The sequence below is a fragment of the Mucilaginibacter sp. L196 genome (genome assembly GCF_009765905.1).
Classification (GTDB): Bacteria; Bacteroidota; Bacteroidia; order Sphingobacteriales; family Sphingobacteriaceae; genus Mucilaginibacter.
Genome location: NZ_LMUO01000019.1, coordinates 431659 through 444718 on the forward strand (window position 1 = coordinate 431659; position 13060 = coordinate 444718).

Here is a 13060-nt window from a genome sequence, read left to right on the forward strand (position 1 = left end):
CTGATTTACATTTTCATCCCGGCCATTTGATCATTCCCATTTTTGAAAATCGATTCGCTGTTCAATAAATAAGCGCCATTTGTTACTACGATATCTCCGGCAATTAGCCCTGACAATATCGGCACAAAATTTCCATTGCGCGGGCCTGTTTGGATCATCTTTGGTGAAAAGCTTCCATCTCTATTTTTGACCCATACTTTACTGCCATTGCTATCCATCAGGATTGCTGATGCGGGTACAGCTAACGAATGATTACCCGTTCCGCCAATGGAAATATAAGCCAGCATTCCAGGCCGGATCAGTCCTTGCGGATTGGGGATGCTCACCCTTATTAAATCTACTTTAGAGGCATCTGATAATTCAGGATTGATAAATGCTACTTTACCATTAATGACCTGGCCACCCAGATCAGGAAAGGCGACACTTACACGGTCATTTTCTTTATAATTTCCTGTTTCGTTGGCGTAGAGTTGTGCCTCTATCCATAGGCTATTTAAGGCTTGTGTTTTCAGGATTGACATTCCTTCCGTAACGTAGCCCCCCTCATGAATACTTATATCGCTTACTGTTCCACTAATATTACTTAAAATAGTTGTTGTCGCCGATACTTTACCGGTAGCAGCTAAGTTCTTGATCTGTGCTGATGACAGCCCCCATAGCTTTAATTTGTTTTCGGCAGTATTTATCAATTGTTGATAATCTACATCAGGATTATGCAGCACTTTTTGTTGTTGCTTCGCTAACAAATATTCTTTTTCCGACTCCTGTAAATCTTCGCTATAAATAGAATAAACCGGTTGGCCAATGGCTAGTTTTTCGCCGGTGGTTCGTACAAATAATTGCTGTATCCGACCCGCTATTCTTGCGCTTAATTCTTCTGTTTTATTTTCATCCGTAGTTACCGTTCCGCTTAGTGTTTTTTCAACACCGGTATTTTCTTCCCGTACTGTATCTGTTTGAATGGCCGCAAGCTGCAATTGTGTAGCGGTTAAAGTGATCTTATCTGAGGCTGTATTATTATCGCCAGTAAGCTCCACTTTAATCAGTTTCATGCCACAGATCGGGCAATTACCGGGGTGTTCCTCATGTATTTGCGGGTGCATAGAACAAGTATAATAGGCTTTACCTGTAGTCTTCGCCGTTAAACTCTGCGACTTTTGCTTGCATGCTACAAATCCTAATGTAAACAGCAATATCAATATTTTGATCTTATTCATTTCCTTGTGTCTTAATAAAGCTTTCACTATCTGTTAAATATTGCGCATTGGATGCCAGGCTATCCGTTACGGATAACCCTTTGGTAATTTGCACCTCGTTACCATTTGTAGTTCCGGTATTGACCTGGTGGGCTACGTATGCTGCACCCCTTTTCATCCAAACGATTTGTGTCCTGCCCAAATCAACCAATGCAGACCGGGGTATCCATAAACCCTCAGCTGACCCGGATTTTATTTCCGCTTTAATAAGGCTGTTTACCTTCAAATCGTGATCCATATTATCTAAATAAACCCGGATGCTGGTTGTTTTATCGCCGTTTTGTAAAGTGGGTTCAATAAAGTTCACCTTTCCGTATAAGTTCTTTCCTGGTAAGTCTGGCAGGGTGATTTTAACCGGCTGGTTTAATTTTATGGCGGAAACTGATGAGGGATCAATTTTGATGATAGCCCAAAGCATATGCGGGTTGACCACGTTAAAAAGTGTTTGTCCTTTGTCAACATACATACCCTCTTTAACAGATAACGGAAGATTGTTTGCGAAATCCGATGGTGGACTTGCATCGGCAGGATTTTCCATTTGTGTATGAGGCATATCATGTACATGGCCCTCGTAAGGGCTGTAGACCGGTAAGCTGTAATATGGTTTGCCCGTTTTAATTACCTGGTTTACTTCCGCCGAAGTCATGCCAAGCAATAACAATTTCTGCCGGGCAGCATTAATCAACCCGGTTTCCTGTGGAGAGTTTTTGTTGATAAAAATCAAATCCTGCTGTGCGGTAACCATATCGGGGCTGTAAATATCAAAAATGCGTTGTCCCTGATGGATTTCCTGGAAAGCATATTTAATATATAATTTTTCAATACGACCTGAAAAACGGGACGCGATATTATTAAAGGTGCGTGTATCAAAATCTAAATATCCATTTGCTGAAACAGTCGTTGGTATCTGCTTTTGTTCAGGTGTAATGGCGTTAACACCCGATATAACAGAAGAATTAACAGGTTGTAAAACGGTATTCAAACTGATACCTGCACCCTCACTGGCCTGGCCTGATTTTTTAACCAGGGTCATACCACATATTGGGCAACTTCCCGGATGATCTTCCAATATCTGTGGGTGCATTGGGCAGGTATATTTTATAGCATTTTTGGCAGTTGCTACAATCGGTGCTTGTTTAGGGTCGGAGCAAGCACTCAACAGCATCACAATCCCAAGAATCCCTATAAGGATGATTTTAATTCCTTTCATTTTCTTTTTCATAAGCCACCTGTAAGGTTAATAATTCTTGTAAGCGGTCTAACGCTTCCATTCGGGCTGTTTGTAAATCCTTAATGCCATTTAATACGGATGGTAAATCGCCGGTATTCTGGTCATAAGCGAGCAAGGCTGTTTTATAACTGTTTTGCAAAGCAGGGATGATGTTTTGCTGATAGTTATTGATCTGCCTTTTTTTGCTGCTTATATCCGTTCTCAACCCGGCTAACTGCCCCTCAGCCTGATTCAGTATATCTACTCTTTTCTGTTGTAATTCTTCCACTTCATAGCGAATTCCTTTCAGGTTGGCTTTGTATTCTTTAGATGCCCAGGGAACGATGGGGATGGTGACAGAAGCCATTAATATATACTGGTTGGCATAGCCGCCGTAGCTGATCATGTGAGCGGCCTGTATACCAAAATCCGGTTTACGCTTGCTGTATTCCATTTGGGCATTTAATTGCTGCAATTCAATATTTCGATTAATTCCTTTAATGTCACTGCGGGCATTGGCGAGATTGGTTGTATCGGTTATTGCCGTTTCGTAATCTTTTAAAACGATATTGGTATCTACCATAAAGGCCGTTTGTTTATCCTGATTCATCAGCGTATTAAGCATGATATTCTTTTGGCTGATCTCGTTATTGATTTGCTCACGGGTGTTATCCAGTTCAAATAGGTCTGCTTTGGCTTTGTAAATATTTGGCAACTTTTCTTTTCCATAGGTCAGCCGGATATTCGCATCCTTCAACATATATTCCAACAGACTTTGCGTATTTTGCAATAAGGCCAGTTTCTTTTCCAGCATTACCCGCTCGTAATAGGATTGCTTCGCTTGGGCTATCAACTGGTTTTTTACATAATCTTTATCGGTTTCGGTTACTTTGGATAGGCCTTTCATATAATCTTGCTTTGCCTTTAGCTTTGCCGGGTTGGTGAACATTTGTTCGCCACTGATCATAAACGAGCCACCATTCGGGCTAAACTGGTAGGGGACCTGGTACTGCCCTGCACTGATCTTTGGCGCATCTAAATTTTTTGCCCCTGTTGCATACGCATCCTGTGCACTGATCTTCGCATCATATGACAGCAATTCCGGATTTGCGGAAACCCGTGCAAGCACGGTATCCAACGGCAAGCGTTGTGCTTTTGCTGATAAGCCAACAAAGCAAATAAGTGCGGTAACTATAATTTGATTTCTTGTTTTCATTATTCATTTACCTCCAAAACTTCCAACTTGCCATGTTTTTTTAGCTCGTATTCCTTAACCATTAAAAAGATGAGCGGGGTAACCAATAAAATATGTGTGGAAGAAGTTAATACACCACCGATCATCGGTAATACAATCGGAAGCATCACATCGCTGCCTGTACCGGTCGCCCAAAGCACCGGCACCAAACCAAACAAGGCAACGCAAACGGTCATGAGTTTTGGTCGCAGTCGTTTTACTGCACCGTTCATTACATAAACCCGCAGATCTTCTTTGGTTATCGTTTCTTTGGAATTACTTTTTAAAGCGACCAATTGCTGCATGGCATCATTCAAATAAATCACCATCACAATACCCGTTTCTACCGCTATACCAAACAGCGCGATAAAACCAACGGCTACCGCGACAGATAGATGCACCCCAAAGAAATAAACCATATAAGCCCCGCCGATAAGAGCAAAAGGAATAGAGATCAGACTAAAAAATGCTTCTCTTATAGAATGAAAAGCAAAATACAGGCAAGCGAAAATAATAATGAGCACAATTGGCAGTATTAACTTTAAGGTATGTTCTGCCCGTATTAAATTCTCATACTGGCCGCTCCATTCAATATAATAACCTTTTGGAAGCGTTTTAACCATGCTATTCAGTTTGTCCTGTGCTTCCTTAACTGTACTGCCCAAATCGCGATCACGCACATTGAATAATACGGTTCCCCGAAGTAGGGCGTTTTCCGATTGGATCATGGCCGGACCATCGCTGATTTTGATATCAGCTACTGATGATAAAGGGATTGGGCCGTTATTAGGCGTTTGCACCAAAGTTCGTTTGATCGCATCCAGGTTATTGCGATAATCCTGCGCCAAACGTGCATTCACACTGAAACGCTGCCTGCCTTCGATGGTGGTTGTTAAATTGATACCGCCCAAAGCGCTTTCTACCACTTCGTTTACATCATCTACACTCAAACCATATCTTCCTATAGCATCTTTGTTTACCTGAATGTCCAAATACTTACCGCCGGTAATCGGGTCAACATATAGATCTTTCACACCATTTATACCCGTTAAAGCCTGCTTCATTTGGTTGGCCAAAGCATTGATGGTATCTAAATTCTGACCATAAATCTTTAACCCCACATCGGTGCGGATACCGGTAGAAAGCATATTAATGCGGTTGATGATCGGCTGTGTCCAGCCGTTTACCACACCGGGGATTTGCAGCTTCGCATTCAACTCATTAATAATATCTTCCTTTTTCAGCCCCTTACGCCATTCGTCTTTGGGCTTTAGCAGTATGATGGTTTCCGTCATGCTGATGGGTGAATTGTCGGTAGCAGTATTGGCGCGTCCGGCTTTTCCTAAAACGTTGGCTACTTCGGGTACGCTTTTGATGATCTTGTCCTGCACTTGTAAAAGCTGCTTGGCTTCGGCGTTAGAAACATCTGGCTGGGTTACGGGCATAAACAGGATCGTACCTTCGTCTAATGGCGGCATAAACTCGCTGCCTAAAGAAAGCAACAACGGGATGCTGATGAGCAAGGCAACTATATTGATGATGAGTGTTGTTTTTCGCCAGGTTACGCACCAGTTTAATATAGGACGGTAAATCTTTTCCAGTCCCCGGTTCAGCGGGTTGTGGTCGTCCGTCCTTAATTCCCCTTTCAGGAAAAAGGAGATCAGTACGGGAGCTAATGTTACCGCAAGAATAGCATCGATAGCCAGTATGAATGTTTTTGTCCAGGCCAATGGGCCGAATAATTTGCCCTCCTGCCCCTCCAGTAAAAATACCGGCAGGAATGAGGCAATGATGATCAGCGTTGAGAAGAATACGCCGCGCCCAACTTGCTTACAGGAGGCTTCTATGATTTTGATTCTTTCTGCTGTGGTCATAATTTTTCTTTTTGTTGTGCGATAGATAAGTTTCTATGCGAATTTTCTACCATTACTATCCCATTATCTACTATTACCCCGATAGCTAAAGCGATACCCGTTAATGACATGATATTGGAGCTGATGCCAAAGGCATTCAGCAGAATGAAGCTTGCAGCTATGGTAATGGGTATTTGAATGATAATACTTAAAGCACTGCGCCAGCTAAACAGGAACAGGATGACAATAATTGATACCGTGATCATTTCCTCGATGAGCGTATGCTTAACGGAGTTCATCGCGTTTTCAATCAATTCGCTGCGATCATAAGCGATATTAAAACTGACACCTGCTGGCAAACCTTTTTGAATATCGGCCATTTTATCCTTTACAGCATGAATTACCTTATCTGCATTTTCGCCATAGCGCATTACCACGATGCCGCCAACGGCTTCTCCGTTGCCGTTCCGATCAAATATCCCTAAGCGTTCATCACCGCCCATTTGTACGGTAGCCACGTCTTTAATTTTAACCGGGATGGAGTTGATTACGCCGATAGGGATGTTTTCTACATCGGCTAAACTTTTAATATAGCCCAAGCCACGAACAATATAGCCCGTACCGTTCATCTCAAATTTTCTACCACCGACATCGTTGTTATTACTTTTGATGGATTTGAGTACCTGCGACAAGGGAATGTTATAATAATTGAGCTTGTGCGGGTCGATGGTCACCTGATACTGCTTTTCAAAACCGCCGAATGAGGCGACTTCGCTCACACCGGGAACCGTTTGCAAACCCAATTTCACATACCAATCCTGCAAAGCGCGTTGTTCGCCAAGATCGAGACCTTTCGCGTTAAGCGTGTACCAGAAAACCTGGCCTACACCTGTTGCATCCGGCCCGAGTGAGGGAGTTATACCTTCGGGTAATAAACGCTGGGCATAGTTTAACCTTTCCAACACCCGGCTCCTTGCCCAATAAAGATCTACATTATCCTCAAAAACTATATAAACAAAGCTCATCCCAAACATAGATGTAGCCCGGATGGCTTTTACTTTTGGGATACCCTGTAAATTACTTACCAATGGGTAAGTAACTTGGTCTTCCATAATCTGTGGGCTGCGGCCCTGCCATTCGGTGAATACGATCACCTGGTTATCCGATAGGTCGGGGATAGCATCTATCGGGTTTATACTTACGGCATAAGCACCCCATGCAAAAAGGGCAACCGCTATCAGCAAAACAATATACCTGTTTTTTAAGGACAGGGAAATAAGTTGATTAATCATCTTAACAGGTGGTTTAATCAGCTCCATCTGCCAGTTGGTAGACGGAGCTGAAATGAATTACATTTTCATTTTTTCTGCCGGTTTCGCTTTCAGATCGCTCTTTTTTACCAGCGTCATACCGCAGCCAGGTTTAGGGCATTTACCGGGTTTGTAACTCACCACATCCGTGTGCATGGGGCAAGTGTAAATTATTTTAGTAGTTTTCGCTTTTTTAGTTTTAGTGGTGTCTGTTACCGGATTGGTTGAATGGGCTGCAAATGCAGTCATGCCGGAAAACAAAATGGCTATAGCCATCAGTGTTACTTTTTTCATGGATTTTTAAATTAAAGAATGAATAAATAGCATAAGGCAAGCCCAATGCATGATTATAAATTAAGATGATGAATTGAAAATTATAGGTTAGCCGATACAGGATGTAATGGCTAATAAGAAATCGACGGATCAGATCCGGTAAGTGCAGTTAAGGGTATAGACAGAAATATCCGAATGTCCGGGTGGAGCATTCCCCTTATAAACTATTTTAGTATGTAATACGCCGATAATAGGTTCATTAGCTTGGCTGATGAACGATGGGATAATAGCCGACAAAGGATGATTCAGAGAAAAAGAAGCAGTGCTAAAATGGCTGTCTCTTACCTTGAAACTTTGTTTTTGCTGATCGCAACACTTATGCTGTTTTGCGGGTTTGTCACCATTCTCAGTGGCACCTAAACTATAGCTAATTGAAGCAAGTTTACCGCAGCAATAAAAACGGTTAACACTCATACCTATGCAGGATACGATGTAGATAGCCGTTAATAAGATGAGCGCGGTGCGTTTCATTAGTCGAAGGTAAAAAAAAATATACGTTTTATGCCAGCAAGTAGGTTATAAAACCGCCCCGGCTAAGAGGCGGCTTATTATTAATTACAATTTACATTCGTCTTACAATTGCCATCTGCCTTGCAGGTTTTGCTGCAATAGTCCTTGCAGTTTGGCCCGCAACCCTTTACACAGGTTGAACAGTGGTTCATTTTGCTGTTGCAACAAGGCGTATTGGCATAAGTAATAGATATAGCAGATAATAACATCGCCATGGTGATGAAAAGAAACTTTTTCATGATTTTGAGTTTAAAGATTAATAATTAACGAATAATACGGTCATAAACTGACCTGCATCAAAATTGAATTATTAAGCTTTCGGAGGGTTCCAGTCATTATCCTGGTAATCGGATAACTCGCCAGTAATAAAGGGATGAGCGGTTTGAGTATTTAAATCGATAATAACCAGTGAAAGAGAAATAGGTGAAATTATTAAAAACCCACAGGTGCTACAGGATAACATCGCATTACAATTACCTTTTGCGCAATCGTTATCTGAACTATGTTTTTGCTGTTTACAGCAATCATTTTTCATTTTTGCTGCACAACAAGATGCCGTTTCATGAGAAATTTTTGCCATTCCTGTAATTGAGGATAACAGCAATACATTCAAGATGAAGAAAACAGCTATATATTTCATGCTTTTATTAAAACGTTTATCGCTTAAAATATTGCGACACCATATTATTTATTTAATCTGCTGCTAAGATACCAGGAGTCCGCGCAGCAACTTTTATATAATTCCGTTAAAAATTTATATCCTATTGCATAAGATCAAATCTTGTCAATCGCTTTTCTGCCCCCTTTTTTCGACACTTTAAACTGGCTGGGGGTTATTCCGGTAGCGCTTTTAAACTGTGTAGACAAATGCGCACTGCTACTATAACCCATTTGGTAAGCAATTTCATTCAGGTTCAACTCGCCATACTCCATCAGCTCTTTTATCTTTTCTACTTTTTGCTCGATAATAAAACGCTCAATAGTTGTATCCTGTGCGTTGGAAAATAAGCGACTTAAATACGCATAATCCTTTCCAATACGTTTTGCGATCAGATCGGAAAAAGATATATTGAGTTCGGACAGATCGGAATGGTGCACCAGCTCAATAACAGCATTTTTGATTGCTTCCACTGTTTTATCCGTTTCTTTATTGATCAATTCAAACCCCGGAACTTTTAGGGCCGCAGAGATGAGTTGCAATTGTTCTTCGTCAGGCTCAGGTGTAATTTCTGCTTGACCCAAAGCGACTTGTTTAACGGTGAAGCCCAGGCTTTCCAACTGCTGCCGGACAATCATCTGGCAACGGTCGCAGACCATGTTTTTAATATGTAGCAGCATGAAATCTTCTTTCCCAAATTTAGCATTATTTCATGCTTTTCTTGCCCCAATAAAAATAGATCAGGGATAAAGGAATAAAGAACATATTCAGCCAGGTTTGATAGTTCCAGCTAAAATGATGGCCTGTCATTTTCATACCGCCGGTATGTGCTTTTGGTATCCAGTGCAGGGCCGCAAACAAATAATCCAGAAACAAGGAAGTCAAGAAAATACTTACTATTAAAATGATCAATAAGTACCACATCGTTTTGTTACCATAATATTTACGGAACACCATCAGCATGGGTATGGTTACCAAATCTGAAAGAATAAAAGCGATCACCCCTCCAAAGGAGATGCCACCCTGCCATAATACGGCTGCCATCACGATATTGCCTACTGAGCAGACAAATGCTATAATAGCAATGAATATCCCTACGATAGCGTTCCAGCTTAATACGACGAAGTGCGGCAATGTACTATTGCCACTTAAAAATAAACCCTTCCAAAAGGCATCAGGCACCAATACCATTAAAATAGCTGATACGAACAGGCCGATCAGGATATCCTTACCCACCATCGTTACATCCATATAATAATGGCCGCTGGCTGTTTTCAGGTTGGCTGAAAAATTGGCTCTGTCCTTATGTGTTTTAGCATCATCCATTTTCATATCATGATGACAGCATGATTTTTCCATTTGGTGATGTGCATTGGGATCGTCTGAATTTTTAGCGTCAGGTGTCGTTATGTGTTCCTGGGCTTCGCTCTTTACTTTTGCCGGAAAAAATCTGCTGATCAATATGGCCGATACAATAATAAAAAATAAACCGCCAATTACTTCTCCGCCAAAGAACGCCCAGCCTAATAGTGATACGATCACGATGAATATCTCAAAAACTAAATTGGTACTGGCCACCATAAAAGCAACCGCATTAGACCAGGTAGCACCTTTGATCATTAATGTTCTTGCCATTGATGCAGCAGCATAAGAACAGGAAGACGATATAGCGCCGAAAAAGGTAGAAAGACTAAGGGCCGTTATAGAATTTTTACCTAACCTGGCGGATATACTTTCCGTAGACACAAAAGTCCGTATCAATGATGACAAGATAAAGCCCAGCGCCAGCCCCCAGTAGATGTCCCATATCATATGGGCCAGTTGTGATAATATATTTGTTATTACTGCCATGTTGAATCATTTAATATATATACAAATTTACCCTTGACTTGATTTTTAAGTTTACAGTTTAGCGTAATTAATTTACAGGATTATGATGCGGGACATCGTAGGCTTATTTACTCCATAAGCTATAAATCTATTTACGATGGGGGCTTGAGTCATTAAGAATAAACGAGACACTATCGATTATCATCATTACGGTGGTAATGGTCACTGACCTATTTCTTCTATCCGATACACACAATCACTGTATCGGGCTGCAGGAACATTATAAAATTTTAGTTAGCTATCTTATGATCCCTAATTAATGACTTAATATTTTAAATGCTTTTGGGGGAATATACACTTTGAATACACTTGTATAGGAGCATGATTGCTTATATGAAGTTATTGATCAGAGTATGGATATGAATGACATGTTCGATTTTTCGCGCAGAAAATTTTTAAAAAATTCGATAGTACTGGCTGGTACGCCTTTAATAATAAAAAACAAATCATTAGATTTTGCCTCTTTAGATAATCCGGGCTTAAGTGCCAAATTATTTTGGATAGAAAAAGGCGGAGGGCCTGCTACCGGATTAACTTGGGGCATGCCATGGCCTAAGGGAAAACTAAAACGCGGAAGTGACTTTTATTTGACAGATGCCGTTGGAGAAAAAAAAGCATTACAAAGCTGGCCATTAGCTTACTGGCCTGACGGAAGCCTGAAATGGACCGGACACGCCGCCGCCGCGGGACTTTCTGTAAATAGTGATTATACTGTTGTGGCAGGAAAAACTGTTCCTCATCAGGAAGAAGTGATCATCAAGGAGTCTACTGACTCAATTTTGATAAACACAGGTAAAATTACTTGTACCATCAATAGAAAGGGTAAGGTACTAATAGAAAATATTAGTATAAATAATAAACCTATTGCAACAGAAGGTCGGCTCATCTTATTGATACAGGATCAACCAGATGACGATGATATTGAAATCACCAACAAGCATGAGTTGCAAGGATCAATAGACTCAATTACTGTCGAGCAAAATGGTCCGCTGAGAGCAATTGTAAAAATAACAGGAACACATATTGGTCAAGGGGTTACTTTGCTACCCTATGTTATCCGATTATATTTTTACGCAAATAGTGACGAAATACGTTTGCTACATACCCTTATTTATGATGCTGATGAAAAAAAACAGTTTATAAAAGGCGTAGGCATTTCTTTTGATGTCCCCCTGAACGATGAATTGCATAACCGGCATATTCGTTTTGTAAACAGCGCGCACAACGGGATGTTTGCTGAAGCAGTAAGAGGCCTAACCGGTTTGCGCAGAGATCCCGATAAACAAATTAAAGAAGCGCAGCTGAATGGTAAAGCAACTGTCCCGGTGAATCAGTTTCCACCTGAGATAGCGGGGCATCTAAAATATATACCTGCCTTTGGTGATTATACTTTATTTCAAGGAGAATCAACAGGTTTCAGTATAAAGAAACGCACCGCATCAGGTTATAGCTGGTTGGCATCCGGTCGTGGTGAGCGTGCATTAGGTACCGTCTACCTGGGTACACCCCAAGGTGGTTTAGCTGCCGGAATCCGCAATTTCTGGCAGAGCTTTCCGGCTCAATTGGATATCCGCGACGCTGCAACAGCTACAGGTAGAATTAATTTGTGGCTATGGGCACCAAATGCACAAGCGATGGATTTGCGCTTTTATCATAACGGAATGGGGCAGGATACTTACGAGCTGCAGCGTGAAGGATTGGATATTACGTATGAAGATTATGAGCATGGTTTTGGAACGCCGCATGGCGTGGCACGAACCAGCGAAATTGTGCTGAAAGCATTGGCGGCTACACCAACTCGCGATGAGTTATTATACATTGCACATAACATTCAGGAGCCGGCCACGCTAATTTGCGACCATACTTATTTGGAGCAACAACATGTATTTGGTGGTAATTGGACCGTAGAGGACCGCTCTGTACCGCCAAAAGCTGCTATCGAACAACAGCTGGAATCTTATTTTGAGTATTACCAAAAGCAAACCGATTTTCATAATTGGTATGGTTACTGGAACTATGGGGGTTTTATGCATACCTATGACCAGGACAGGCACAGCTGGCGGTATGATGTAGGTGGTTTTGCCTGGGATAACTCCGAATTATCGTCTGATCTTTGGATATGGTATTATTATTAAAAAACGCAACAGGCGAAAAATACAATGTGATCGGTCCGGATAAAGTGAAAAGTTTTTTTTCGATTGATCATACGCATACCAACAAAGCAGGCGCTACCATTAATGCCGAATCGGTAGTTCAAGGCATCAACCTTTTGCCTGGATTTTCATTGAATGACTATCTTATAAAATATAAGTGATTCAGATTGGTATTTTAAAAAACTATACGGATGGGATATAAACCAAATAGCGAATAAGACCGGCTATATCCATGTCCGCTATTTTTACTCCTTTTACCCCAACTTAAGCTGAAATGTTTTGACTCTCCTAAAACATTAAAAATCGATTAAAAAAGACTATTTGTTGAGATATTATCTAAAATGCCACCGAATAAAAGTTATATATGAAACGTGTTTCATTTTTCTTAATATTTTATTATCAGGTCATTAGGTTTTATAAGGTGACTTTTTCGTTATATTTTTATTATATAAATTGTTAATGGTATATGGTACCTTTTACTTTGTAAGAGCAACGTATCACATACAAGCTATTATAAACCAATTAATTTATTAGAACGGACAAGCGATCAAAGGAGGGCTGTAAGTTTTCATTTGAAGATATCAATAGTAGAGCAAACTCGTGGAGCCTTATGACGTTTTATAGTAAAATAAATTTGTTGATACTGCCATAGC

Annotated in this window: 13 protein-coding genes; 2 read left to right on the top strand and 11 right to left on the bottom strand. The window is 40.9% G+C overall.

Annotated elements, in window-relative coordinates:
- Window positions 1-5 precede the first annotated feature (5 nt).
- From GSQ74_RS18285 to GSQ74_RS18335, 11 genes are all read right to left on the bottom strand, one after another.
- Window positions 6-1217, bottom strand: coding sequence for an efflux RND transporter periplasmic adaptor subunit (locus GSQ74_RS18285; RefSeq protein ID WP_158995659.1), 1212 nt, complete (start codon window positions 1215-1217; stop codon window positions 6-8).
- Entirely contained in the window at window positions 1210-2478 is a 1269-nt protein-coding gene (locus tag GSQ74_RS18290; protein WP_158995660.1) for an HlyD family efflux transporter periplasmic adaptor subunit, read from the bottom strand. Before GSQ74_RS18290 ends, GSQ74_RS18285 begins: the two co-directional genes overlap by 8 nt.
- Window positions 2453-3682 (bottom strand): TolC family protein, encoded by a 1230-nt coding sequence (locus GSQ74_RS18295; protein WP_158995661.1) that lies wholly within the window; start codon window positions 3680-3682, stop codon window positions 2453-2455. The genes GSQ74_RS18290 and GSQ74_RS18295 overlap by 26 nt, the downstream gene beginning before the upstream one ends.
- Window positions 3682-5574, bottom strand: a complete 1893-nt coding sequence (locus GSQ74_RS18300; protein ID WP_158995662.1) for an efflux RND transporter permease subunit — start codon at window positions 5572-5574, stop codon at window positions 3682-3684. Before GSQ74_RS18300 ends, GSQ74_RS18295 begins: the two co-directional genes overlap by 1 nt.
- Window positions 5571-6845 (bottom strand): efflux RND transporter permease subunit, encoded by a 1275-nt coding sequence (locus GSQ74_RS18305; RefSeq protein ID WP_158995663.1) that lies wholly within the window; start codon window positions 6843-6845, stop codon window positions 5571-5573. The genes GSQ74_RS18300 and GSQ74_RS18305 overlap by 4 nt, the downstream gene beginning before the upstream one ends.
- A gap of 57 nt (window positions 6846-6902) precedes the next feature.
- Window positions 6903-7157: a heavy metal-binding domain-containing protein gene (locus tag GSQ74_RS18310; protein ID WP_216846781.1), complete on the bottom strand. Its 255-nt coding sequence runs from the start codon at window positions 7155-7157 to the stop codon at window positions 6903-6905.
- Between the two features lie 129 nt (window positions 7158-7286).
- Window positions 7287-7667: a hypothetical protein gene (locus GSQ74_RS18315; RefSeq protein WP_158995664.1), complete on the bottom strand. Its 381-nt coding sequence runs from the start codon at window positions 7665-7667 to the stop codon at window positions 7287-7289.
- Between the two features lie 80 nt (window positions 7668-7747).
- The gene (locus GSQ74_RS18320; protein WP_158995665.1) at window positions 7748-7945 is read right to left on the bottom strand and encodes a hypothetical protein; all 198 of its coding nucleotides are present in this window, start codon (window positions 7943-7945) and stop codon (window positions 7748-7750) included.
- Between the two features lie 71 nt (window positions 7946-8016).
- The gene (locus tag GSQ74_RS18325) at window positions 8017-8346 is read right to left on the bottom strand and encodes a hypothetical protein (protein ID WP_158995666.1); all 330 of its coding nucleotides are present in this window, start codon (window positions 8344-8346) and stop codon (window positions 8017-8019) included.
- A 134-nt stretch (window positions 8347-8480) separates the two neighbouring features.
- Window positions 8481-9044 carry an AraC family transcriptional regulator gene (locus GSQ74_RS18330; protein ID WP_158995667.1) on the bottom strand — a complete coding sequence of 188 codons (564 nt, stop codon included), beginning with the start codon at window positions 9042-9044 and terminating at the stop codon, window positions 8481-8483.
- A 25-nt stretch (window positions 9045-9069) separates the two neighbouring features.
- Window positions 9070-10215, bottom strand: coding sequence for a permease (locus tag GSQ74_RS18335; RefSeq protein WP_158995668.1), 1146 nt, complete (start codon window positions 10213-10215; stop codon window positions 9070-9072).
- Window positions 10216-10607: 392 nt separating this feature from the next.
- On the opposite strand from GSQ74_RS18335, the gene GSQ74_RS18340 reads away from it, so the two are divergent.
- The gene (locus tag GSQ74_RS18340; protein ID WP_158995669.1) at window positions 10608-12389 is read left to right on the top strand and encodes a hypothetical protein; all 1782 of its coding nucleotides are present in this window, start codon (window positions 10608-10610) and stop codon (window positions 12387-12389) included.
- On the top strand, window positions 12374-12568 hold the full coding sequence (locus GSQ74_RS18345) for a hypothetical protein (protein WP_158995670.1): 195 nt from the start codon (window positions 12374-12376) through the stop codon (window positions 12566-12568). Before GSQ74_RS18340 ends, GSQ74_RS18345 begins: the two co-directional genes overlap by 16 nt.
- Window positions 12569-13060 lie beyond the last annotated feature (492 nt).